Source organism: Cellulomonas fimi ATCC 484 (assembly GCF_000212695.1).
Classification (GTDB): domain Bacteria; phylum Actinomycetota; class Actinomycetes; order Actinomycetales; family Cellulomonadaceae; genus Cellulomonas; species Cellulomonas fimi.
In genome coordinates, this window is the sequence record NC_015514.1 from 1,813,336 (window position 1) to 1,837,261 (window position 23,926).

The 23,926-nt window shown below is 71.8% G+C and carries 17 protein-coding genes, 2 rRNA genes and 1 riboswitch; of the genes, 16 read left to right on the plus strand and 3 right to left on the minus strand.

What is annotated here, in order from left to right; translation table 11 throughout:
• The first annotated feature begins 49 nt into the window (after window positions 1-49).
• Window positions 50-156: riboswitch (TPP riboswitch) on the plus strand.
• From thiM to CELF_RS08335, 3 genes are all read left to right on the plus strand, one after another.
• Entirely contained in the window at window positions 150-1,046 is an 897-nt protein-coding gene (gene thiM, locus CELF_RS08325; RefSeq protein ID WP_083835706.1) for a hydroxyethylthiazole kinase, read from the plus strand. (Overlaps the previous riboswitch by 7 nt.)
• A complete protein-coding gene (gene thiE / locus CELF_RS08330; protein ID WP_013770814.1) occupies window positions 1,043-1,735 on the plus strand; it encodes a thiamine phosphate synthase in 693 nt (230 codons plus the stop codon). Before thiM ends, thiE begins: the two co-directional genes overlap by 4 nt.
• Entirely contained in the window at window positions 1,732-3,255 is a 1,524-nt protein-coding gene (locus CELF_RS08335; protein ID WP_013770815.1) for a bifunctional hydroxymethylpyrimidine kinase/phosphomethylpyrimidine kinase, read from the plus strand. The genes thiE and CELF_RS08335 overlap by 4 nt, the downstream gene beginning before the upstream one ends.
• Window positions 3,256-3,301: 46 nt before the next feature.
• Here the strand turns inward: CELF_RS08335 and CELF_RS08340 are convergent, their stop codons facing one another.
• The 3 genes from CELF_RS08340 to CELF_RS08350 form a co-directional block, all read right to left on the minus strand.
• Window positions 3,302-4,612, minus strand: a complete 1,311-nt coding sequence (locus tag CELF_RS08340; RefSeq protein WP_013770816.1) for a TrpB-like pyridoxal phosphate-dependent enzyme — start codon at window positions 4,610-4,612, stop codon at window positions 3,302-3,304.
• A 67-nt stretch (window positions 4,613-4,679) separates the two neighbouring features.
• Window positions 4,680-5,471, minus strand: a complete 792-nt coding sequence (locus tag CELF_RS08345) for a DsbA family oxidoreductase (RefSeq protein WP_013770817.1) — start codon at window positions 5,469-5,471, stop codon at window positions 4,680-4,682.
• Window positions 5,468-6,484 (minus strand): quinone oxidoreductase family protein, encoded by a 1,017-nt coding sequence (locus tag CELF_RS08350; protein ID WP_013770818.1) that lies wholly within the window; start codon window positions 6,482-6,484, stop codon window positions 5,468-5,470. The genes CELF_RS08345 and CELF_RS08350 overlap by 4 nt, the downstream gene beginning before the upstream one ends.
• 49 nt (window positions 6,485-6,533) lie before the next feature.
• Here CELF_RS08350 and argC point away from each other — a divergent pair, with 49 nt between their 5' ends.
• The 13 genes from argC (at window position 6,534) to CELF_RS08415 (ending at window position 23,895) form a co-directional block, all read left to right on the plus strand.
• On the plus strand, window positions 6,534-7,598 hold the full coding sequence (gene argC / locus CELF_RS08355; RefSeq protein ID WP_197722529.1) for an N-acetyl-gamma-glutamyl-phosphate reductase: 1,065 nt from the start codon (window positions 6,534-6,536) through the stop codon (window positions 7,596-7,598).
• On the plus strand, window positions 7,598-8,812 hold the full coding sequence (gene argJ / locus CELF_RS08360) for a bifunctional glutamate N-acetyltransferase/amino-acid acetyltransferase ArgJ (protein WP_013770820.1): 1,215 nt from the start codon (window positions 7,598-7,600) through the stop codon (window positions 8,810-8,812). The genes argC and argJ overlap by 1 nt, the downstream gene beginning before the upstream one ends.
• Window positions 8,809-9,795, plus strand: a complete 987-nt coding sequence (argB, locus tag CELF_RS08365) for an acetylglutamate kinase (protein WP_013770821.1) — start codon at window positions 8,809-8,811, stop codon at window positions 9,793-9,795. Before argJ ends, argB begins: the two co-directional genes overlap by 4 nt.
• Window positions 9,792-11,102 carry an acetylornithine transaminase gene (locus CELF_RS08370; protein WP_013770822.1) on the plus strand — a complete coding sequence of 437 codons (1,311 nt, stop codon included), beginning with the start codon at window positions 9,792-9,794 and terminating at the stop codon, window positions 11,100-11,102. Before argB ends, CELF_RS08370 begins: the two co-directional genes overlap by 4 nt.
• Complete coding sequence (argF, locus tag CELF_RS08375; RefSeq protein WP_013770823.1) at window positions 11,099-12,031, plus strand: ornithine carbamoyltransferase; 933 nt, start codon at window positions 11,099-11,101, stop codon at window positions 12,029-12,031. The genes CELF_RS08370 and argF overlap by 4 nt, the downstream gene beginning before the upstream one ends.
• Window positions 12,028-12,606, plus strand: coding sequence for an arginine repressor (locus tag CELF_RS08380; RefSeq protein WP_013770824.1), 579 nt, complete (start codon window positions 12,028-12,030; stop codon window positions 12,604-12,606). The genes argF and CELF_RS08380 overlap by 4 nt, the downstream gene beginning before the upstream one ends.
• A 42-nt stretch (window positions 12,607-12,648) precedes the next feature.
• Window positions 12,649-13,890 (plus strand): argininosuccinate synthase, encoded by a 1,242-nt coding sequence (locus tag CELF_RS08385; RefSeq protein WP_013770825.1) that lies wholly within the window; start codon window positions 12,649-12,651, stop codon window positions 13,888-13,890.
• Entirely contained in the window at window positions 13,883-15,304 is a 1,422-nt protein-coding gene (argH, locus tag CELF_RS08390) for an argininosuccinate lyase (protein ID WP_013770826.1), read from the plus strand. Before CELF_RS08385 ends, argH begins: the two co-directional genes overlap by 8 nt.
• Before the next feature lie 4 nt (window positions 15,305-15,308).
• Window positions 15,309-15,938 (plus strand): uridine kinase family protein, encoded by a 630-nt coding sequence (locus tag CELF_RS08395; RefSeq protein ID WP_013770827.1) that lies wholly within the window; start codon window positions 15,309-15,311, stop codon window positions 15,936-15,938.
• A gap of 154 nt (window positions 15,939-16,092) precedes the next feature.
• A complete protein-coding gene (locus tag CELF_RS08400) occupies window positions 16,093-16,794 on the plus strand; it encodes a DNA-3-methyladenine glycosylase (RefSeq protein WP_013770828.1) in 702 nt (233 codons plus the stop codon).
• Between the two features lie 82 nt (window positions 16,795-16,876).
• Window positions 16,877-18,157 (plus strand): tyrosine--tRNA ligase, encoded by a 1,281-nt coding sequence (gene tyrS, locus CELF_RS08405; protein WP_013770829.1) that lies wholly within the window; start codon window positions 16,877-16,879, stop codon window positions 18,155-18,157.
• A 687-nt stretch (window positions 18,158-18,844) separates the two neighbouring features.
• Window positions 18,845-20,366, plus strand: a 16S ribosomal RNA gene (locus CELF_RS08410).
• A gap of 423 nt (window positions 20,367-20,789) precedes the next feature.
• A 23S ribosomal RNA gene (locus CELF_RS08415) occupies window positions 20,790-23,895 on the plus strand.
• Together the 16S and 23S rRNA genes form the textbook arrangement of a ribosomal RNA operon.
• Window positions 23,896-23,926: the final 31 nt, after the last annotated feature.

A 23,926-nucleotide genomic window follows, 5' to 3' on the forward strand; every position in this document is an offset into this window, starting at 1 on the left:
CCTGATGAACGGTGGGCCGACCGGCCGTCGCCGTCCTCGGTAGCCTGTGCGCACTGACACGGGGTGCCCCGCACCGCCTTCGGGCGAGGGGCTGAGATCACACCCGCTGAACCTGATCTAGTTCGTACTAGCGAAGGGATGTCACTGCGATGACGTCTGCTCCCGCACTTCCGCACGACCACGGGCGAGCACTGCCGCCCCCCGACCCCGACACGGACGGCGTGCTCGCGCTCGCGGAGGCCGCCGCCGAGGCGCTCACGCAGCTGCGCGCCGCGACGCCGCTCGTCCAGTGCCTGACGAACGAGGTGACGACGAACCTCGTCGCGAGCAGCCTGCTCGCGGTCGGGGCGTCGCCGGCCATGGCTGCGGTGCCGGGCGAGGCGGAGGAGCTCGTCGGCGTCGCCGGCGCGCTGCTCGTCAACCTCGGGACGCCCGGGCCCGACCAGCGGGCGTGCGTCGAGCCGACCGTCGCCGCGGCGGCAGGGGCCCGCACGCCCTGGGTCCTGGACCCCGTCGCCGTCGGGGTGCTGTCGGTCCGCACGCGCCTGGCCGCGCGGCTGGTCGCCGCGTCGCCGGCGGTCGTGCGCGGCAACGCGAGCGAGGTCCGTGCCCTGGCGGGCCGCGCGTCCGCCGGGCGCGGCGTCGACGCGACCGACGCGGTGGACGCGGCGCGGGACGCGGCGGTCGAGGTCGCGCGGCGGCACGGCACCGTCGTGGCGGTCTCGGGCGCCGTCGACCTCGTGACGGACGGCCGGCACGAGGTCCGGCTCGCGGTCGGGCACCCCTGGCTGACGCTCGTGACGGGCGCGGGCTGCGCGCTGGGCGGCCTGGTGGCGGCGTTCGCCGCCGTGACCGAGCCGCTGGTGGCGGCGGTCGCCGCGTCGACGCTCGTCGGCGTCGCCGGTGAGCGTGCCGCGGTCGGCGCGGCGGGCCCGGCGTCCTTCGCGGTCGCGCTCGTGGACCACCTGCACACGACGTCCCCCGACGACCTGGCCCGGCGCGTGCTGGCGGCCGCGCGCGTGCAGACGGTGCAGGTCGCGGCGTGAGCGCGCTGCCCGGCGGGGCCTACCTCGTGCTCGACGCGGACACGTGCGCGGCAGCCGCGCGCCGCCCGGCCGACGTCGCGCGCGCCGCGGTCGACGCGGGCGTGCGCGTGCTGCAGGTGCGCGCCAAGCGCGCGCCCGTGCGCGACCTGGTCGCGCTGACGGTCGAGGTCGCGCAGGCGGTGCGGGGGAGCGGCGCGACGTTGCTCGTGGACGACCGGGTCGACGTCGCGCTCGTGGTCCGGGCGCGCGGCGTCGAGGTGGACGGCGTGCACGTGGGCCAGTCCGACCTCGACGTGGCCGACGTGCGGCGCCTCCTCGGCCCCGACGCGGTCGTCGGTGTGTCGGCGGCCACTCCCGCCGAGCTCGCCCGGGTGGACGCGGGGCTCGTCGACTACGTCGGCAGCGGCCCGGTGCGCGGGACACCCACCAAGCCCGACGCCGGGCCACCGCTGGGCCTCGACGGGCTGCGCGCCGCGGTCGCGGCCACGACGCTGCCCGTCGTCGCGATCGGCGGGCTGGGCGTCGCGGACGCGGGGGCGGTGCGGCAGACGGGCGCGCACGGGCTCGCGGTCGTGTCCGCGGTGTGCGCTGCCGCCGACCCGACGAGGGCAGCCCAGGACCTCGTCGACGCCTGGGGACCGACGCCCGCGCCGGTCGTGGGCGCCGTCGCGACGGGGGCGTCCCGATGAGCGCGCCGTCGCGCCCGCGCGTCCTGACGGTCGCCGGCACCGACCCGACCGGGGGCGCCGGCGTGCAGGCGGACCTCAAGTCGTTCGCGGCGCACGGCGCGTACGGCATGGCGGTCGTCACGGCGCTCGTCGCGCAGAACACCCACGGGGTGCGGTCCAGCGTCGTGCCCGACGTCGCCTTCCTGCGCGCGCAGCTCGACGCGGTCTCCGACGACGTGACGGTCGACGCGATGAAGATCGGCATGCTCGCGACGGCCGACGTCGCCCGGACCGTGCGGGCGTGGCTCGCCGAGCACCGGCCGCCGCACGTCGTGCTCGACCCCGTGATGGTCGCGACCAGCGGCGACCGCCTGCTCGACGCCGACGCCGTCGCGGCCGTGCGCGACCTGCTCCCGCTCGCCGACGTGGTGACGCCGAACCTGCCCGAGCTGGCGGTCCTCGCGGACGAGCCCCGGGCGGCCACGTGGCAGGAGGCGTTGGCGCAGGCGGGCCGGCTCGCCCGGACGACGGGCGTGGCGGTCCTGGTCAAGGGCGGGCACCTGGGCGGCGACGCGAGCCCCGACGCGCTCGTGGACGCGACGTCCGTCGTCGAGCTCCCCGGTGCGCGGGTCGCGACCACGAGCACGCACGGCACGGGCTGCTCGCTGTCGGCGGCGCTCGCGGCCCTGCGCCCGCGGCGTCCCGACTGGGCGCGCGCGGCCCGGGACGCGAAGCGCTGGCTCGGCGGCGCGATCGCCGCGGGTGCGGCGCTGCAGGTCGGGTCCGGGCACGGCCCGGTCGACCACCTGCACCACCTGCCGACGCTCGGCCTGCCGTCGTTCACGGACGACGTCGCGCCCGCCCTCGCGGACGCGTGCCGGGACTCGCTCGCCTCGCCGCTGGTCGCCGCGCTCGCCGACGGCACGCTGCCGTTCGCGCCGTTCGCCGAGCAGCTCCACCAGGACGCGCTCTACCTCACGGCGTACTCGCGCGTGCTGGCCCGTGCGGCGCAGCTCGCGCCGACCGGTGAGGCGCAGGAGTTCTTCGCGCGCGGCGCGCACTCGTGCCTCGCGGTCGAGCGCGGCCTGCACGAGTCCTACCTGGCCCGGGCAGCCGTGCGTCCGTCGACGCCCGCGTCGGCGGTCACGACCGCCTACGTCGACCACCTCGCGGCGGTATCCGCGCACGGCTCCTACGCCGAGGTCGTGGCGGCGGTCCTGCCCTGCTACTGGCTGTACGCCGAGGTCGGCACGCGGCTGCTCGCGCTCGCGGACGCCGTCCCGGGCCACCCGTACCGCGACTGGGTGGCCACGTACGGCTCCGCGCCGTTCACCGACCACGCGGCGCACGCCTGCCGGCTGGCGGACGACGCGGCGTCGCACGTCGACCCCGCGACGCGTGCCCGCATGACGGCCGCGTTCGTGACGTCGTGCCGGCACGAGGTCGCGTTCTTCGGGCAGGTCGCGGTCGCCGCCGGAGGGCCGGGCGGTGCACCGGCGGGGGCCGACGTGCGGGAGGCCGACGCGCTCGCCGTGGGATGACGGCCGGGGCCGGGGCGCTCGTGAGGGGCGCCCCGGCACCGGGCGGTCAGAGGTACTGGTGGTACGCGGGCAGGTCGAGGATGCCGTTGCCCGACAGGCCGATGACGATCGTCTCCGGCTCGGTCGCGGCGCGTGCGTGCGCGATGGCCCCGGCGACGGCGTGCGTCGACTCGGGCGCGGGGATGATCCCCTCGGCGCGGGCGAACTCGATGCCCGCGGCGAAGGCGTCCCCCTGCTCGACGGCGATCGCGCTCATGAGCCCGAGCTCGTAGGCGTGCGACACCATCGGCGCCATGCCGTGGTAGCGCAGGCCGCCCGCGTGGATGGGCGGCGGCACGAAGTCCTTTCCGAGCGTGTGCATCTTGAGCAGCGGGGTCAGGCCCGCCACGTCGCCGAAGTCGTACCGGTACTCGCCCTGCGTCATCGACGGGCACGCGGCCGGCTCGCACGCGACGACGCGCGTCGTCGTCCCCTCGCGCAGGTTGCGGCCGAGGAACGGGAACGCGAGCCCGCCGAGGTTGGACCCGCCGCCCGCGCAGCCGAACACGACGTCGGCGCCCTCGCCGATCTCGTCGAGCTGCGCGAGCGCCTCCTGCCCGATGACGGACTGGTGCAGGAGCACGTGGTTGAGCACGGAGCCGAGCGCGTAGTGCGCGGCGGGGTCGGTCGCGGCGGCCTCGACGGCCTCGCTGATCGCCATGCCGAGCGACCCGGTCGTCTCCGGGTCGGACGCGAGGATGGCCCGGCCCGCGGCGGTGAGCTCCGACGGCGAGGAGTGGCACACGCCGCCGTACGTCTCCATCTGCATGCGCCGGTACGGCTTGGAGTCGTAGGACGCGCGCACCTGCCACACCTCGCACCGCAGCCCGAGCAGCGCGCACGCCATCGACAGCGACGCGCCCCACTGCCCGGCGCCGGTCTCGGTGGTGAGCTTCGTGATGCCTTCGACCGCGTTGTAGTACGCCTGCGCGACAGCCGTGTTCGGCTTGTGCGAGCCGACCGGGCTCACGCCCTCGTACTTGTAGTAGATGCGCGCCGGCGTGCCCAGCGCGCGCTCGAGCCGCACCGCGCGCACGAGCGGCGACGGCCGCCACAGCGCGTACAGCTCGCGCACCGTCTGCGGGATCTCGACCCAGCGCTCGGTGCTCACCTCCTGCGCGATGAGCGCCATCGGGAAGAGCGGGGCGAGGTCGTCGGGGGTGAGCGGCTCGCGCGTGCCGGGGTGCAGCGCGGGCGGGCACGGCTCGGGCAGGTCGGCCGCGAGGTTGTACCAGTGCGTCGGGACCGTCGAGGGGACGGTGACGCCCAGGGGCTCGGTCCGGGGGGCGGGGCGCACGTCGTCGGGCGTGGTGGTCATGGGCGTGACCCTAGGCCCGACGACGGCGCCCGCGGAACGCCGCCCACCACGCGACCGCCCAGGTGCGTCAGATAGCGCAGGAGTCGTCGGTGCAGGTGCTCGCGTCGCCGTCCGTGCCCGTGAGCACCGTGAGCGGGTTCGCCTCCCGCCACGCCGTCTCGAGCAGCTGCGTGAACACCTCGGCGGGCTGGGCGCCGGACACGGCGACGCGGCGGTCGACGACGACGAAGGGCACGCCCTGGACGCCGAGCATGCGCGCCTGCGCCTCGTCGGCCCGCACGGCGTCGGCGGCGCGGTCGCCGTCGAGCACCGCCCGCACCGCCTCGTCGTCGAGCCCTGCGGCACCGAACCCGGCCGTGCGGGCGAGCTCGACGAGCGTGTCGGCGGTGCCGAGGTCGCGGCCGTGCTCGAAGTGGGCGGAGAAGAGCGTCTCGACCAGGGCGTCGGCGAGCGCCGCGCCGCCGACCTTGGCCGCGACGTGCACGAGCCGGTGCGCGTCGAACGTGTTGAAGGACAGGGCGCGCTCGAAGTCGTACGCCAGGTCCTCGCCCGCCGCCACGGCGGTGACGTGCGCGAACATCTCGCGCACCTGGTCGGCACGCAGACCCTTGTGCTCGACGAGCGCGTCGATCTCGGGGCGGCCGGGACCCGTGGGGGCGCTCGGCGACAGCTCGTAGGACCGCCAGGTGACGCGGACGTGCTCCCGGTGCGCGAACGCGTCGAGCGCGCGGGCGAACCGCCGCTTGCCGATGTAGCACCAGGGGCAGGCGATGTCGGACCAGACCTCGACGTGCAGCGTGCGCGGACCGGCGCCGGCCTCGGTGTCGCGGGTGAGGTCGGTGGGGGTGGTGCTGCTCACGGGAGGATCAGGACCTTTCCGGTGGTGGCGCGCGACTCGAGCGCGCGGTGGGCGTCGGCCGCGTCGGCCAGCGGGTAGGTGGCGCCGACGCGCACGTCGAGCGTGCCGCCGCGCACGGCGTCGAAGAGCTCGCCCGCACGCCAGGTCAGCTCGTCGCGCGTGGCGGTGTGGTCGCCGAGCGTGGGGCGCGTGAGGAACAGGGACCCGCCGGAGTTGAGCCGCTGCGGGTCGACCGGTGGCACGGGACCTGACGAGGCGCCGAACAGCACGAGCGTCCCGCGGCGCGCGAGCGACGCGAGCGAGGCGTCGAACGTGTCCTTGCCGACGGAGTCGAAGACGGCGTGCACGCCGCGCCCTCCGGTGAGGTCGCGCACGAGGGCGGGGAGCTCCCTGGTGAGGTCGTCGAGCTCGCGGTAGCGGACGACGTCCGCGGCGCCCGCCTCCCGGGCGAGCCGCTCCTTCTCGGCCGTGCCGACGGTCGCGACCACGCGGGCGCCGCGCTGGGCCGCGAGCTGCGTGAGCAGCAGGCCGACTCCGCCGGCGGCCGCGTGCACGAGGACGTCGTGGCCCGGCGCGACGGGGAAGGTCGACGTGACGAGGTAGTGCGCGGTCAGGCCCTGCAGGGGGAGCGCCGCGGCGACGCGGTCGTCGACGCCCTCGGGGACGACCAGGAGGTCGCGCTCGGCGACGACGGCGAGCTCGGCGTAGGCACCGTCCGACGACGCCCACGCGACGCGGTCGCCGGGGGCGACGAGCGTGACGTCCGCGCCCACGGTGACGACCTCGCCGCTGCCCTCCGACCCCACGACGTGCGGGTAGGGCACGCGGTACAGGCCGCTGCGCCGGTAGGTGTCGATGAAGTTGACGCCCGCGGCGGCGACCCGGACGACGACCTCGGCGGGGCCGGGCGTCGGGTCGGGCAGCTCGCGGAGCTCGAGGACCTCGGGACCGCCCGCGGCGGTGGCGACGATGGCGTGCACGCTGGGCGCAACGCGCGGTGCGACGCGCGTCATCCCGGAAACCCGCACGTATCTTCGTGCAGCACCGTGTATGTTCATGCACATGACGTTCAGCGTGGCGGTCGCGGGAGCCAGCGGGTACGCCGGGGGCGAGATGCTCCGGGTGCTGCTCGGGCACCCCGAGGCCGAGATCGGCGCCCTCACGGCCCACTCCAACGCGGGCTCCCGGCTCGGCGGGCTGCACCCGCACCTGCGTTCCCTGGCCGACCGCGTGCTCGCGCCGACGGACGTCGAGGCGCTCGCGGGCCACGACGTCGTCGTCCTCGCACTGCCGCACGGGGCCAGCGGTGCGGTCGCCGCGCAGCTCGCCGAGCGGGGCGACGGCGCGGTCGTGGTCGACCTCGGCGCGGACCACCGGCTCGTCGACCCCGCCGCGTGGGAGGCGTACTACGGCAGCGCCCACGCGGGCACCTGGCCGTACGGCCTGCCCGAGCTGCTGCACGCGGGCGAGATGACCGCCGCCGCGCAGCGCGAGGCGCTCGCGTCCGCCCGCCGCATCGCCGTGCCGGGCTGCAACGTCACGGCCGTCACGCTCGGGCTCCAGCCGGGGATCGCGGCCGGCGTCGTCGAGCCGCGCGACGTCGTCGCCGTCCTCGCGGTCGGGTACTCCGGCGCGGGCCGGACCCTCAAGACCCATCTCCTCGCGAGCGAGGGCCTCGGCTCCGCGCAGCCGTACGCCGTCGGCGGCACGCACCGGCACATCCCCGAGATCGTGCAGAACCTACGGGCCGCGGGCGCTGCCGACGTGACCCTGTCGTTCACCCCGGCCCTCGTGCCGATGGCCCGGGGCATCCTCGCGACGACCACCGCGCGGCTCGTCGAGGGCACCGACCCCGCCGCCGTGCGCGCCGCGTGGGAGGCCGCCTACGCCGACGAGCCGTTCGTCCACCTGCTCCCCGAGGGCGAGTGGCCCTCCACGGCGGCCACGGTCGGGGCGAACACGGCGCTCGTCCAGGTCGCCGTCGACGCGCGGGCCGGCCGGGTCGTCACCGTCACCGCGCTCGACAACCTCGTCAAGGGCACCGCCGGCGGCGCCCTGCAGTCGCTCAACGTCGCGCTCGGCCTCCCCGAGACGCTCGGCCTGCCCACGGACGGAGTCGCACCCTGATGAGCCAGACCGCCACGGACACCCTCGGGACGCCCTCGCCGGGTGTGACCGCCGCCGCGGGCTTCCGCGCCGCCGGGGTCACCGCCGGGCTCAAGGCCTCGGGCCGCCCCGACCTCGCGCTCGTCGTCAACGACGGCCCGCTGCAGGTCGGCACCGCCGTGTTCACGACCAACCGCGTCGTCGGCGCGCCCGTCGTGTGGTCGCGGCAGGTCGTCGCCGACAGCACGGTGTCCGCCGTCGTCCTCAACTCGGGCGGCGCGAACGTGTGCACCGGCCCGGACGGGTTCGCCGACGTGCACCGGACCGCCGAGAAGGTCGCCGACGTGCTCGGGATCTCGGCGGGCGACGTCGTCGTCGCGTCGACCGGCCTCATCGGCGAGCGCCTGCCGATCGACGTCCTGCTCGCGGGCGTCGACGTCGCGGCGGACGCGCTGAGCCCGGACGGCGGGCCCGACGCGGCGGTGTCGATCATGACGACGGACACGGTCGCCAAGACTGCGCACGTCACGATCCCCGGCGACTTCGGCACGTTCACGGTCGGCGGCATGGCCAAGGGGGCGGGCATGCTCGCGCCGGGCCTCGCGACGATGCTCTGCGTCCTCACCACCGACGCGGTGGTCGACGCCGCGACCGCGCACGACGCGCTGCGGGCGGCCACCGCGCAGACGTTCGACCGCGTCGACTCCGACGGCTGCATGTCCACGTCCGACACGGTCGCCCTGCTCGTCTCCGGAGCCAGCGGTGCGACCCCGGACCCCGCCGGCTTCGGCGCGGCGCTCACCGCCGTCTGCGCGCAGCTCGCGCGGCAGCTCGTCGCCGACGCCGAGGGCGCGACGCACGACATCGCGATCACCGTGACCAACGCCGAGACCGAGGACGCCGCCGTGGCGGTCGGCCGCGCCGTCGCCCGGTCGAACCTGTTCAAGGCCGCGATCTTCGGCAACGACCCCAACTGGGGCCGCGTGCTCGCGCAGGTCGGCACGGTGCCCGAGTCGGTCGCCGCGTTCGACCCCGAGCTGCTCGACGTGAGCATCAACGGCGTCCAGGTGTGCCGGGCGGGCGGCGCGCACGCCCCCCGCACCGACGTCGACCTCGCGAGCGCGCGCGAGGTGCACGTGCTGGTCGACCTGCACGCGGGCACCGAGACGGCGACGATCTGGACCAACGACCTCACGCACGACTACGTCCACGAGAACAGCGCGTACTCCACATGAGCCACGTCCCCGACGACTTCGTCTTCGACACCCGCACGGACCTGCGGCCCGACCAGAAGGCGGAGGTCCTCATCGAGGCCCTGCCCTGGCTGCAGAAGTTCAACGGCGCGCTCGTCGTCGTCAAGTACGGCGGCAACGCGATGATCGACGACCGCCTCAAGCGTGCGTTCGCCGAGGACATGGTGTTCCTGCACCAGGTCGGCCTGCGGCCGGTCGTGGTGCACGGCGGCGGCCCGCAGATCAACGCGATGCTCGACCGGCTCGGCATCGAGTCGGAGTTCCGCGGCGGGCTGCGCGTGACGACGCCCGAGGCCATGGACGTCGTCCGGATGGTCCTGACGGGCCAGGTCTCGCGCGAGCTCGTGGGCCTGCTCAACGCGCACGGCCCGCACGCGGTCGGTCTGTCCGGCGAGGACGGTGCCCTGTTCCAGGCGCGCCGGCGCACCGCGGTCGTCGACGGCGAGCACGTCGACGTCGGCCTCGTGGGTGACGTCGTCCAGGTGAACCCCGGCGCCGTGCAGGACCTGCTCGACGCGGGCCGCATCCCGGTCGTGTCCACCGTGGCCCCGGACATCGAGGACCCGACCCAGGTGCTCAACGTCAACGCGGACACGGCGGCGGCGGCGCTCGCGGTCGCGCTGGGCGCGCGCAAGCTCATCGTCCTGACGGACGTCGAGGGGCTGTACACGAGCTGGCCGGACCGCACGTCGCTCGTGCGCCGCCTGCGCGCGTCGCAGCTCGCCGAGCTGCTCCCGGGCCTCGACTCCGGCATGCGCCCGAAGATGGAGGCGTGCTGGCGCGCCGTCGAGGGCGGCGTGGGTCGCGCCCACGTCATCGACGGCCGGGCCCCGCACTCGATCCTCGTCGAGGTCTTCACGTCCGACGGCGTCGGCACCATGGTGCTGCCCGACGAGGAGCCCGCCGACGCCCCGTTCACCGCCCCCGTGCCGGCCGTCCGGCCCACCCCGGAGGTCCCCGCATGAGCACCGACGTGACGCCGCCCTCCGCCGCCCGGCACCGGGCCGCGACCGCGCCCGACGCGACCCTGCCGGTCGCCGCGACGGACGGTTCCGTCGCGCAGTGGACCGAGCGCTACACGCACGCGCTCATGGACACGTTCGGCGCGCCGCAGCGCGTGCTGGTGCGCGGCGAGGGCCCGTACGTGTGGGACGCCGACGGCCGGCGCTACCTCGACCTGCTCGGTGGCATCGCCGTGAACTCCCTCGGCCACGCGCACCCCACGCTGACCGCCGCGATCAGCGCGCAGCTCGGCACGCTCGGCCACATCTCGAACTTCTTCGCGAGCCCGACACAGATCGCGTTCGCGGAGCGCCTGCTGCAGGTCACCCAGGCGCCCGCCGGCTCGCGCGTGTTCCTCACGAACTCCGGCACGGAGGCCAACGAGGCGGCGTTCAAGCTGGCCCGTCGCAACGGCGGCCCCGAGCGCCCGCGGGTGCTCGCGCTCGAGGGCGCGTTCCACGGCCGCTCGATGGGTGCGCTCGCGCTCACGCACAAGGCCGCCTACCGCGAGCCGTTCGAGCCGCTGCCCGGCGGCGTCGAGTTCCTGCCGTTCGGTGACACCGCGGCGCTCGAGGCCGCGTTCGCCGACGGCGCGGGGGAGCGTGTCGCGGCGCTGTTCGTCGAGCCGATCCAGGGCGAGGCGGGCGTGCGGCCGCTGCCGCCCGGCTACCTCGCGCTGGCCCGACGGCTCACGGCCGAGCACGGTGCGCTGCTGGTCCTCGACGAGGTGCAGACCGGGATGGGCCGCACGGGCACGTGGCTCGCGCACCACCTGCCGTACGTCGGCGGCGGGATCGTGCCCGACGCCGTGACGCTCGCCAAGGGGCTGGGCGGCGGCTTCCCCGTCGGCGCGCTCGTGGCCTACGGCGAGCGCACCGCGTCGCTCCTCGGCCGTGGCCAGCACGGCACCACGTTCGGCGGCAACCCGGTCGCCGCGGCGGCCGCGCTGGCGACCATCGCGGTGATCGAGCGCGACGGGCTCCTGGCGCACGTCACGACCACCGGCGCCGCGCTGCGCGAGCGGGTCGCCCGGCTCGGCCACCCGCTCGTCGCGGGGGTCCGCGGCGAGGGCCTGCTCGTCGCGATCGAGCTGACCGCGGCCGTCGCGCCGCAGGTCGCCGCGCGCGCGCTCGACGCCGGCTTCGTCGTCAACCCGTGCACGCCGACGACCCTGCGCCTCGCCCCGCCGTTCGTCCTCACCGACGAGCAGGCCGGCACGTTCGTCGACTTCCTGGGCGCGCTGCCCGCCGACCTCGGGGAGGACGCGTGACCCGGCACTTCCTGCGCGACGACGACCTGACCCCCGCCGAGCAGCGCGAGGTCCTCGAGCTCGCGCTCGCGTTCCGCGACGACCGCTACGTGCGCCGCCCGCTCGCCGGGCCGCGTGCGGTCGCGGTCATCTTCGACAAGCCGACGCTGCGCACGCAGGTGTCGTTCACCGCGGGCATCGCCGAGCTCGGCGGGTACCCGCTCCTCGTCGAGGGCTCGCTCGCGCAGATCGGCGTGCGCGAGTCCGTGGCCGACACGGCGCGCGTGCTGGGTCGCCAGGTCGCCGCGGTGGTGTGGCGCACGTACGCGCAGGAGCGGCTCGAGGAGATGGCGCAGTTCGGCGGTGTCCCCGTCGTCAACGCGCTCACCGACCTGTTCCACCCGTGCCAGATCCTCGCCGACCTCGCGACCGTCGCGCTGCACCGGGGTGGCGTCGGCCGCCTCGCCGGGCAGACGCTGGCCTACGTGGGCGACGGCGCGAACAACATGGCGCACTCGTACCTGCTGGGCGGGGCGACGGCCGGCCTGCACGTGCGGGTCGGCTCGCCCGACGGCTACCGCCCCGACCCGCGGGTCCTGGCCGACGCGGCGGCCGTCGCGGAGCGCACGGGCGGCTCCGTCACGGTCGTCGGCTCGCTCGCCGAGGCCGTGACCGGCGCGGACGTCGTCGCGACCGACACGTGGGTCTCGATGGGGCAGGAGGGCGAGGCGACCGAGCGCGAGACGCCGTTCGTGCCGTTCCGCGTCGACGCCGCCGCACTCGCGCTCGCCGCGCCCGACGCGCTCGTCCTGCACTGCCTGCCCGCGTACCGGGGCAAGGAGATCACCTCCGACGTGCTCGACGGCCCGCAGTCGGTCGTGTGGGACGAGGCGGAGTTCCGCCTGCACGCCCAGAAGGCGCTGCTCACGTGGCTCCTGGAGCGGTCGTGACCGTCGCGTCCGGACCCTCGACCGTCCCGGCGACGAAGGCGGCGCGGCAGGCGCTCGTCGCGTCGCTGCTCACGCGCGGCACGGTGCACTCCCAGCAGCAGCTCGCCGAGCTGCTCGCGGCCGAGGGCGTGTCCGTCACCCAGGCGACGCTCTCGCGCGACCTCGTCGAGCTCGGCGCGGTCAAGGTCCGCACGCCGTCCGGCGCGCTCGCCTACGCGGTGCCCGCCGAGGGGGGCCTGCGCACCGCCACGTCGGGCGTCGACGAGGAGATGCTCGCCGCCCGTCTCGCCCGCCTGTGCGCCGAGCTGCTCGTCACCGCCGAGGCGTCGGGCAACCTCGTCGTGCTGCGCACCCCGCCGGGCGCCGCGCAGTTCCTCGCCTCCGCGATCGACCACTCCGTCCTGCCGGCGGTCCTCGGCACCATCGCGGGCGACGACACCGTGCTCGTGATCGCGCGCGACGGCGAGGACGGCGGCGGGCCCGCCGCCGCGGGACAGGCGCTGGCCGCCCGCTTCCTGGCCCTGGCCACTGACGCCCGTCCCGACCCTGCGGCCCGGTCGCGCACCGCCGACTGACCCGCACCCCGACCCCCACACCCCTGAGAAGAGAGAAGTCCCATGACTGAGCGTGTCGTCCTCGCGTACTCCGGCGGCCTGGACACGTCCGTCGGCATCGGCTGGATCGCCGAGGCCACCGGTGCCGAGGTCATCGCCGTGGCCGTCGACGTCGGCCAGGGCGGCGAGGACCTCGAGGTCATCCGCCGCCGGGCCCTCGACTGCGGCGCCGTCGAGGCGTACGTCGCGGACGCGCGCGACGAGTTCGCCGCCGAGTACTGCATGCCCGCCCTCAAGGCGAACGGCCTGTACCTCGACCGCTACCCGCTGGTGTCGGCGCTGTCGCGGCCCGTCATCGTCAAGCACCTGGTCCGCGCGGCCCGCCAGTTCGGCGCCACGACCGTCGCGCACGGCTGCACCGGCAAGGGCAACGACCAGGTGCGCTTCGAGGTCGGCATCACGTCCCTCGCGCCGGACCTCACGTGCCTCGCGCCCGTCCGCGACCTCGCGCTGACCCGCGACAAGGCGATCGAGTTCGCGGAGAAGCACCAGCTGCCCATCGCGACGACCAAGCACAACCCGTTCTCGATCGACCAGAACGTGTGGGGCCGTGCCGTCGAGACGGGCTTCCTGGAGGACATCTGGAACGGCCCGACCAAGGACGTCTACACCTACACCGACGACCCGACGTTCCCCCCGGTCGCCGACGAGGTCGTCATCACGTTCGAGGCGGGCGTGCCCGTCGCGCTCGACGGCGTCCCGGTCACCCCGCTGCAGGCGATCCAGGAGATGAACCGCCGCGCGGGCGCCCAGGGCGTCGGCCGGATCGACATCGTCGAGGACCGCCTCGTCGGCATCAAGTCCCGCGAGGTCTACGAGGCACCGGGCGCGATCGCCCTGATCGCCGCGCACCAGGAGCTCGAGAACGTCACCGTCGAGCGTGAGCAGGCCCGCTTCAAGCGAGGGGTCGAGCAGCGCTGGACGGAGCTCGTCTACGACGGCCAGTGGTTCTCGCCGCTCAAGAAGTCGCTCGACGTCTTCATCGACGACACCCAGAAGTACGTCTCCGGCGACATCCGGCTCGTGCTGCACGGTGGCCGCGCGACGGTCTCGGGCCGCCGCTCCGACGCGTCGCTGTACGACTTCAACCTCGCGACCTACGACACGGGCGACACGTTCGACCAGTCCGCCGCGCGCGGCTTCATCGAGATCTACGGCCTGTCGTCCAAGCTCGCGGCGGCGCGCGACGTGCGGTTCGGCAACGCCGAGGACCTCGGCTCGCAGGGCGGGATCTCGGGTGTCTGACGAGCAGACCCCGCTCGCCCTGTGGGGCGGCCGGTTCGCGTCCGGACCGGCCGCCGCGCTGGCCGACCTGTCACGCTCGACGCACTTCGACTGGCGGCTCGCGCACCACGACATCTCGGGGTCCGTCGCGCACGCCCGCGTCCTGCACCGTGCGGGCCTCCTGACCGGTGACGAGCTCACGGGCATGGTCGACGCGCTCGAGCGGCTGCGCGCCGACGTGGCGTCGGGCGCATTCGGGCCGGCGCCGGACGACGAGGACGTGCACACCGCCCTCGAGCGCGGCCTGATCGAGCGGGCCGGCGCCGACCTCGGCGGCAAGCTCCGCGCGGGCCGGTCCCGCAACGACCAGATCGCGACGCTCGTGCGCATGTACCTGCGCGAGCAGGCCCGCGTGCTCGCCGGGCTCGTGCTCGACGTCGTCGACGCGCTCGTCGCGCAGGCCCGCGCAGCGGGGGAGTCGCCCATGCCGGGGCGGACCCACCTGCAGCACGCGCAGCCGGTGCTGCTCGCGCACCACCTGCTCGCGCACGCGTGGCCGCTGCTGCGGGACGTCGAGCGCTTCACCGACTGGGACCGCCGGGCCGCGCTGTCGCCGTACGGCTCGGGCGCGCTCGCCGGCTCCTCGCTCGGGCTCGACCCGGGCGCCGTCGCGGCGGACCTCGGCTTCGACGGCCCGGTGGAGAACTCGATCGACGGCACCGCGTCGCGCGACGTCGTCGCGGAGTTCGCCTTCGTGGCCGCGATGACCGCGGTCGACGTGTCGCGGCTCGCCGAGGAGGTCATCCTCTGGGCGACCAAGGAGTTCGGCTTCGTGCGCCTGCACGACGCGTACTCCACGGGGTCGAGCATCATGCCGCAGAAGAAGAACCCGGACGTCGCCGAGCTCGCGCGCGGCAAGGCGGGCCGGCTCGTCGGCGACCTCACGGGCCTGCTCACGACGCTCAAGGGCCTGCCCCTCGCGTACAACCGCGACCTGCAGGAGGACAAGGAGCCGGTCTTCGACCAGGTCGACCAGCTCACGGTCCTGCTGCCCGCGTTCGCCGGGATGGTCGCGACGCTCACGTTCGACACCGACCGCATGGCGTCGCTCGCCCCGCAGGGCTTCTCGCTCGCGACCGACATCGCCGAGTGGCTCGTGCGCGAGGGGGTGCCGTTCCGGGTCGCGCACGAGGTCGCCGGCGCGTGCGTCCGGGCGTGCGAGGAGCACCAGCCGCCGATCGAGCTGTGGGACCTGTCCGACGCCGAGCTGGCCGAGATCTCGCCGCACCTGACGCCCGCGGTTCGCGCGGTCCTCACCGTGCCGGGATCGCTCGCGTCCCGGGACGCGCACGGCGGCACGGCGCCCGCTCGGGTCGCGGAGCAGCTCGAGCGGGCCGCGGCACGCTCGCTCGAGCTGCGCTCCTGGGCGTCCTGACCGGATGACGACGCCCGACGGCGTCTCGGCCGCGGCGGACGAGGAACGCCTCGCCGCCGCGGCCGGTGCCGCGCGCACGGTCGTCACACGTGCGCTGGCCGCGGCGCCGCGGCTCGGTCCCGTCCGGGTCGTCTGCGTCGACGGCCCCGCCGGGTCGGGCAAGACGACGGCGGCGGGCGCCCTCGCCGCGGCGGCGGCGGACCGGGGCGTCGAGACCCGGGTCCTGCACCTGGACGACCTGTACGAGGGCTGGTCCGGGCTCGAGGGGTCGCTGTGGCCGCGCCTCGCCGCGCAGGTCCTCGAGCCCCTGCGCCGCGGACGGCCGGGCCGGTTCCAGCGGTACGACTGGCCGACGTCACGGTTCGCCGACTGGGTCGACGTCCCCGTGCCCGCCCTGCTCGTGCTCGAGGGGTGCGGGTCGGCACGCCGGGACGCCGACCGCGTCGCGGTGCTGCGCGTCTGGGTCGAGGCTCCGGCCGACCTGCGCCTCGAGCGCGGCCTGGCGCGCGACGGCGAGGCCGCCCACGACCACTGGGTCGCGTGGATGCGCGACGAGGCGGCCCACTTCGCGCGCGAGCGGACCCGCGAGCGGGCCGACGTGCGCCTCGACGCGTTCGGCGTCCCGCAGGTCTGACGCACACCCGCCCACGCCCTCGCCCTCGTGTGTGCCCCTCACGGGGCGTGCGGCCCTCCCCGACGAGCGCCGGCCGGCGGTTCCCCGGGCGGTCTCGGCGTCCGTGCACCGGGCCGTCGCCCCGACCCCGCACCGCGTGCGGCAGGATGAGCGCGTGACCGGACCGAGCGAGGCGCCATCGACCCCCGACGCGGCGGACCCGCGCGCGGTCGTGAGCGTGCCGGCGCGCGTCTGGTACGCCCGGGAGGTCCACGCGGTCGCGCGCGACCTGCTCGGCAGCTACCTCACGGCCCGCTCGCCCGAGGGCGACGTGACCGTCCGCCTCACGGAGGTCGAGGCGTACGGCGGCGCGGACGACCCGGGCTCGCACGCGTACCGCGGCCGCACGTCCCGCAACGCGGTGATGTTCGCCGAGCCGGGACGGCTGTACGTCTACCGGCACCTGGGCCTGCACCACTGCGTCAACGTCGTCACCCAGCCGACCGGCAGCCCGTCGGCGGTCTTGCTGCGCGCGGGCGAGGTCGTCGAGGGGGAGGACCTCGCGTGGCGCCGGCGCGAGCAGGTCGGTGTCGTGGACTCGCAGCGCCAGCTCGCGCGCGGCCCCGCCCGCCTCGCGGTCTGCCTGGGCCTGGACCTGCGCGCCAACGGCACCGACCTCACGGAGCCCGGCGGCTCGGTGGTGCTCCACCGGCACGCGGCTCCGGTGGTCTCGGCACACGCGTCCGGACCGCGCGTGGGCGTGTCCGGCGCGGGCGGCGACGCGCAGTTCCCGTGGCGCTACTGGCTGACGGGCGAGCGCACGGTGTCGGCGTACCGGCCCGCGTATCGCCGGCCGGCGTCGGTAGACGTCCCGTGAGGACGACGACGTCGGCCCTGTGCCCCCGACCCCGCACGGGCGCCGCACGCGCGGCGACCCGGACCACCGCAGGAGACCCTTCGTGACCCACATCCTCGACGAGCTCGCGTGGCGCGGCCTCGTCGCCCAGACGACCGACCCCGACGCGTTGCGCGCCGCCCTCGACGCCGGCCAGGTGTCGCTCTACTGCGGCTTCGACCCGACGGCGCCCAGCCTGCACATCGGCAACCTCGTGCAGATCCTCACCGTGCGCCGCCTGCAGGACGCCGGCCACCGCCCGTTCGCGCTGGTCGGCGGCGCGACCGGCCTCATCGGCGACCCGAAGATGGCGGGGGAGCGCACCCTCAACGCACCCGACGTCGTCGCGGGGTGGGTCGACCGGATCCGCCGCCAGATCGAGCCGCTGCTCCGGTTCGACGGCCCGAGCGCCGCCACGATGGTGAACAACCTGGACTGGACCGCGCCGATGTCGGCGATCGACTTCCTGCGGGACGTCGGCAAGCACTTCCGGCTCGGCACGATGCTCGCGAAGGACACCGTCGCGCGCCGTCTCCACAGCGACCAGGGCATCAGCTTCACCGAATTCAGCTACCAGATCCTGCAGGGCATGGACTACCTCGAGCTGCACCGCCGGCACGGCGTCACGCTGCAGACGGGCGGCAGCGACCAGTGGGGCAACCTGCTCTCGGGCGTGGAGCTCGTCCGCAAGGTGGAGGGGACGGCCGTGCACGCGCTGACGACGCCCCTGGTGACGAAGGCCGACGGCACCAAGTTCGGCAAGACCGAGTCGGGAACCGTGTGGCTCGACCCCGAGCTCACGACGCCGTACGCCTTCTACCAGTTCTGGCTCAACGCCGACGACGCGGACGTGGTGAGCTACCTGAAGATCTTCACCTTCCGCACGCGTGAGGAGATCGAGGCCCTGGCCGAGGCCGTCGAGCAGCGCCCGGCGGCACGCGAGGCACAGCGTGCCCTCGCCCACGACGTCACGTCGCTGGTGCACGGCAGGACGGCGGCGGACAAGGTCGTCGAGGCGAGCCAGGCGCTGTTCGGCCGGGGCTCGCTCGCGGACCTCGACGAGGCGACGTTCGCGGCCGCGGTCGCGGAGCTGCCGACCGCCCCCGGCCGTGCCGGCGACCCGGTCGTGGACGTCCTGGCGGCGTCGGGCATCGTCACGTCCAAGGCGGCGGCCCGACGGGCCATCGGCGAGGGCGGCGCGTCGGTGAACAACGTGCGCGTCGAGCAGGAGGACGCCGTGCTGCGTCCCGAGGACCTGCTGCACGGCCGCTGGGCGGTGCTCCGCCGCGGCAAGCGCACCCTCGCCGTCGTGGACACCCGCGCGGCCGCGACCGCGCCGGCCTGACCTCCCGACGTCCTGGACGCCTCCGACCCGCACGCCTCCGATGCCCGGCCCTCCCACGAGGTGCCGGGCATCGGGCGCTCCCGGGGATGCACGTCTGGGCCGCACCCGCGCCGCCGTGGTGAGGTCCCGGTCCTGGTCGGCGCGCTGCCGAGCCGCGCCGTACCGCGGCCCGCGTACCGGGTGACCGGGGTCACCGCGAGGGGATTTGCATCCCGCGCCAGGGGCCGCGTAGTGTTCTCGATGTCGCCCGGCAGGGAGGAACGGACACCGAGGAACGATCCCGGTGGCTGGTCCCACGGGTGGCCGCCCCCGAACGGATCCGCAGGAGCTACGTGCGCCTCGGTTCATGCTCGGGACGGGCTCATGCCCGCGACCATCTGCCCGAGAGGGTGGACGGGAACGGGAAAGAGATCCGGTAAGATGGAGAACGAACAAAGCCTCTGACGAAGAGCCGAAAGGCTCGAGCGGATGCGCGTCTGTTCCTTGAGAACTCAACAGTGTGCCAAGTAGTCGATGCCAAGATGGTCTGCCGCGATGTTGTCGTGGTGGGTCTTGGTTGAGATCGAGGAGGCGTGGTCCACCCCCGTGGGCTGGGTCTTCTCTTGACAGCCGAATCTGATTGGCCCTTCGGGGCTGTTTCGTGTGTCGGTTGCTCATCTGCTTCGGTGGGTGGGTGCCATGTAGACATTTACGGAGAGTTTGATTCTGGCTCAGGACGAACGCTGGCGGCGTGCTTAACACATGCAAGTCGAACGGTGATGACAGGGCTTGCTCTGTCTGATCAGTGGCGAACGGGTGAGTAACACGTGAGCAACCTGCCCCTGACTCTGGGATAACGACCGGAAACGGTCGCTAATACCGGATATGAGACGTACAGGCATCTGTTGCGTCTGGAAAGTTTTTCGGTCAGGGATGGGCTCGCGGCCTATCAGCTTGTTGGTGGGGTAACGGCCTACCAAGGCGACGACGGGTAGCCGGCCTGAGAGGGCGACCGGCCACACTGGGACTGAGACACGGCCCAGACTCCTACGGGAGGCAGCAGTGGGGAATATTGCACAATGGGCGAAAGCCTGATGCAGCGACGCCGCGTGAGGGATGACGGCCTTCGGGTTGTAAACCTCTTTCAGCAGGGAAGAAGCGCAAGTGACGGTACCTGCAGAAGAAGCGCCGGCTAACTACGTGCCAGCAGCCGCGGTAATACGTAGGGCGCAAGCGTTGTCCGGAATTATTGGGCGTAAAGAGCTCGTAGGCGGTTTGTCGCGTCTGCTGTGAAAACCTCAGGCTCAACCTGGGGCTTGCAGTGGGTACGGGCAGACTAGAGTGCGGTAGGGGTGACTGGAATTCCTGGTGTAGCGGTGGAATGCGCAGATATCAGGAGGAACACCGATGGCGAAGGCAGGTCACTGGGCCGCAACTGACGCTGAGGAGCGAAAGCATGGGGAGCGAACAGGATTAGATACCCTGGTAGTCCATGCCGTAAACGTTGGGCACTAGGTGTGGGGCTCATTCCACGAGCTCTGTGCCGCAGCAAACGCATTAAGTGCCCCGCCTGGGGAGTACGGCCGCAAGGCTAAAACTCAAAGAAATTGACGGGGGCCCGCACAAGCGGCGGAGCATGCGGATTAATTCGATGCAACGCGAAGAACCTTACCAAGGCTTGACATACACCGGAAAAGTGCAGAGATGTGCTCCCCGTAAGGTCGGTGTACAGGTGGTGCATGGTTGTCGTCAGCTCGTGTCGTGAGATGTTGGGTTAAGTCCCGCAACGAGCGCAACCCTCGTCCCATGTTGCCAGCGGGTTATGCCGGGGACTCATGGGAGACTGCCGGGGTCAACTCGGAGGAAGGTGGGGATGACGTCAAATCATCATGCCCCTTATGTCTTGGGCTTCACGCATGCTACAATGGCCGGTACAAAGGGCTGCGATACCGCGAGGTGGAGCGAATCCCAAAAAGCCGGTCTCAGTTCGGATTGGGGTCTGCAACTCGACCCCATGAAGTCGGAGTCGCTAGTAATCGCAGATCAGCAACGCTGCGGTGAATACGTTCCCGGGCCTTGTACACACCGCCCGTCAAGTCACGAAAGTCGGTAACACCCGAAGCCGGTGGCCCAACCCTTGTGGGGGGAGCCGTCGAAGGTGGGACTGGCGATTGGGACTAAGTCGTAACAAGGTAGCCGTACCGGAAGGTGCGGCTGGATCACCTCCTTTCTAAGGAGCATCTGGCACCGGGTTCGCCTGTCATGGGTGGGCTTGTGGTGTCCAGGCCCACGCCCCGGCCGCATGAGCTGGGGGTGGTGCTCGAGGGTGGAACATCGACTACGGCCGGCCTGGTGCCGGTGCCTTCTAGTACGCCCGCTTCGGTGGGGAGGGAACGAAGATGCATCGGGGTCACGGGGTCGGCCTGGCACGCTGTTGGGTCCTGAGGGAACAGCCGGAAGGTTGTTGACCTCGGGGTCGAGTCGCGCACTTGCGTCGCCTGCGGGCGGTGGGGTGCGCGTCGGCCTGCGGGCCGCCTGGTCCGACGAACCGTCCACCTTGGGGTGGGTAGGCGTCCGGACGTGAACAGGTGAGTCACCCGGTCGTAGCTTGAGAACTGCACAGTGGACGCGAGCATCTTTGAATGATCTTTGTGGTCAAGTTTATAAGGGCACAGGGTGGATGCCTTGGCACTAGGAGCCGAAGAAGGACGTGGTAGCCTGCGATAAGCCTCGGGGAGTTGGCAAACGAACCGTGATCCGAGGATGTCCGAATGGGGAAACCCCGCACGAGTCATGTCGTGTGACCCGCACCTGAATATATAGGGTGTGTGGAGGGAACGCCGGGAAGTGAAACATCTCAGTACCGGCAGGAAGAGATATTCCGTGAGTAGTGGCGAGCGAAAGCGGATCAGGCCAAACCGTATGCGTGTTCAAGCCGGCAGGCGTTGCGCATGCGGGGTTGTGGGACCTTTCCGTTGGTTCTGCCGAACCAGCAGGGAGTCAGAAAGTCGCGTCATAGTCGAAGGGCATTGAAAGGCCCGGCACAGAGGGTGGTACCCCCGTAGACGAAATGGCGTGGCCTCCCGAGAGGGATCCCAAGTAGCTCCGGGCCCGAGAAACCTGGAGTGAATCTGCACAGACCACTGTGTAAGCCTAAATACTACCTAGTGACCGATAGCGGACAAGTACCGTGAGGGAAAGGTGAAAAGTACCCCGGGAGGGGAGTGAAATAGTACCTGAAACCGTGTGCCTACAAACCGTCGGAGCCTCCCTAGCAGGGGTGACGGCGTGCCTTTTGAAGAATGAGCCTGCGAGTTAGTGGTACGTGGCGAGGTTAACCCGTGTGGGGAAGCCGTAGCGAAAGCGAGTCCGAATAGGGCGACACAGTCGCGTGCTCTAGACCCGAAGCGGAGTGATCTAGCCATGGGCAGGGTGAAGCGCGGGTAAGACCGCGTGGAGGCCCGAACCCACCAGGGTTGAAAACCTGGGGGATGACCTGTGGTTAGGGGTGAAAGGCCAATCAAACTCCGTGATAGCTGGTTCTCCCCGAAATGCATTTAGGTGCAGCGTCACGCGTTTCTTGCCGGAGGTAGAGCTACTGGATAGCCGATGGGCCCCACCAGGTTACTGACGTTAGCCAAACTCCGAATGCCGGTAAGCCAGAGCGTGGCAGTGAGACTGCGGGGGATAAGCTCCGTAGTCGAGAGGGAAACAGCCCAGACCACCAGCTAAGGCCCCTAAGCGTATGCTAAGTGGGAAAGGATGTGGAGTTGCACAGACAACCAGGAGGTTGGCTTAGAAGCAGCCACCCTTGAAAGAGTGCGTAATAGCTCACTGGTCAAGTGATTCCGCGCCGACAATGTAGCGGGGCTCAAGCATACCGCCGAAGCTGTGGCATTCACACGTTCGACAAGCCTTCGTGGTTCAGTCGTGTGGATGGGTAGGGGAGCGTCGTGTGGCGGGCGAAGTCGCGGGGTAACCCAGCGGTGGACGCCACACGAGTGAGAATGCAGGCATGAGTAGCGAATGACGGGTGAGAAACCCGTCCGCCGAATGACCAAGGGTTCCAGGGCCAGGCTAATCCGCCCTGGGTAAGTCGGGACCTAAGGCGAGGCCGACAGGCGTAGTCGATGGACAACGGGTTGATATTCCCGTACCGGCGAAGAACCGCCCATACCGAGCCCGGTGATGCTAACCGTCCGAGCCGGCCCACCGCACCTTCGGGTGCACCGGGCCGGGGAGCACGGGACCCGAACCGGTAGTAGGTAAGCGTATTAACAGGGGTGACGCAGGAAGGTAGCCAAGCGTGGCGATGGTAGTCCACGTCCAAGGTCGTAGGGCGAGGTGTAGGCAAATCCGCACCTCACGAGCCTGAGAGCTGACGGTGACCGCGATAGCGGGAATCTGGTGATCCTATGCTGCCAAGAAAAGCCTCGACGCGAGGTTCTAGCCGCCCGTACCCCAAACCGACTCAGGTGGTCAGGTAGAGAATACCAAGGCGATCGAGCAAATCGTGGTTAAGGAACTCGGCAAAATGCCCCCGTAACTTCGGGAGAAGGGGGGCCTGACGTGTGAACCGGCACGCCCGGGGCAGCACGAAGGGCCGCAGAGACCAGGGAGAAGCGACTGTTTACTAAAAACACAGGTCCGTGCGAAGTCGCAAGACGATGTATACGGACTGACGCCTGCCCGGTGCTGGAAGGTTAAGAGGACGGGTCAGCCGCAAGGCGAAGCTCAGAATTTAAGCCCCAGTAAACGGCGGTGGTAACTATAACCATCCTAAGGTAGCGAAATTCCTTGTCGGGTAAGTTCCGACCTGCACGAATGGCGTAACGACTTCTCCGCTGTCTCAACCGCGAACTCGGCGAAATTGCACTACGAGTAAAGATGCTCGTTACGCGCAGCAGGACGGAAAGACCCCGGGACCTTTACTATAGCTTGGTATTGGTGTTCGGTGCGGCTTGTGTAGGATAGGTGGGAGACTGTGAAGCCGGCACGCCAGTGTCGGTGGAGTCAACGTTGAAATACCACTCTGGTCGCTCTGGATATCTAACCTCGGTCCGTGATCCGGACCAGGGACAGTGCCTGGTGGGTAGTTTAACTGGGGCGGTTGCCTCCTAAAATGTAACGGAGGCGCTCAAAGGTTCCCTCAGCCTGGTTGGCAATCAGGTGGCGAGTGCAAGTGCACAAGGGAGCTTGACTGTGAGACTGACAGGTCGAGCAGGGACGAAAGTCGGAACTAGTGATCCGGCGGTGGCTTGTGGAAGCGCCGTCGCTCAACGGATAAAAGGTACCCCGGGGATAACAGGCTGATCTTGCCCAAGAGTCCATATCGACGGCATGGTTTGGCACCTCGATGTCGGCTCGTCGCATCCTGGGGCTGGAGTAGGTCCCAAGGGTTGGGCTGTTCGCCCATTAAAGCGGTACGCGAGCTGGGTTTAGAACGTCGTGAGACAGTTCGGTCCCTATCCGCTGCGCGCGCAGGAAACTTGAGAAGGGCTGTCCCTAGTACGAGAGGACCGGGACGGACGAACCTCTGGTGTGCCAGTTGTTCCGCCAGGAGCACGGCTGGTTGGCTACGTTCGGAAGGGATAACCGCTGAAAGCATCTAAGCGGGAAGCCTGCTTCAAGATGAGGTTTCCACGGGACTCGTCCCGAGAGGCACCCCGCTAGACCACGGGGTTGATAGGCCGGATGTGGAAGGCAGGACCAAAGACTGCCGCAGCTGACCGGTACTAATAAGCCGACAACTTCACCACTCATTCATTGCTACGCGTCCACTGTGCGGTT

Bases quoted from the DNA above. Each gene is read 5' to 3' on its own strand.
- thiM (WP_083835706.1), top strand. From the start codon at position 150: ATGACGTCTGCTCCCGCACTTCCGCACGACCACGGGCGAGCACTGCCG.
- CELF_RS08370 (WP_013770822.1), top strand. From the start codon at position 9,792: ATGAGCACCGACGTGACGCCGCCCTCCGCCGCCCGGCACCGGGCCGCG.
- CELF_RS08335 (WP_013770815.1), top strand. From the start codon at position 1,732: ATGAGCGCGCCGTCGCGCCCGCGCGTCCTGACGGTCGCCGGCACCGAC.
- argJ (WP_013770820.1), top strand. From the start codon at position 7,598: ATGAGCCAGACCGCCACGGACACCCTCGGGACGCCCTCGCCGGGTGTG.
- CELF_RS08340 (WP_013770816.1), bottom strand. From the start codon at position 4,612: ATGACCACCACGCCCGACGACGTGCGCCCCGCCCCCCGGACCGAGCCC.
- argC (WP_197722529.1), top strand. From the start codon at position 6,534: ATGACGTTCAGCGTGGCGGTCGCGGGAGCCAGCGGGTACGCCGGGGGC.
- argB (WP_013770821.1), top strand. From the start codon at position 8,809: ATGAGCCACGTCCCCGACGACTTCGTCTTCGACACCCGCACGGACCTG.
- CELF_RS08385 (WP_013770825.1), top strand. From the start codon at position 12,649: ATGACTGAGCGTGTCGTCCTCGCGTACTCCGGCGGCCTGGACACGTCC.
- CELF_RS08350 (WP_013770818.1), bottom strand. From the start codon at position 6,484: ATGACGCGCGTCGCACCGCGCGTTGCGCCCAGCGTGCACGCCATCGTC.
- CELF_RS08395 (WP_013770827.1), top strand. From the start codon at position 15,309: ATGACGACGCCCGACGGCGTCTCGGCCGCGGCGGACGAGGAACGCCTC.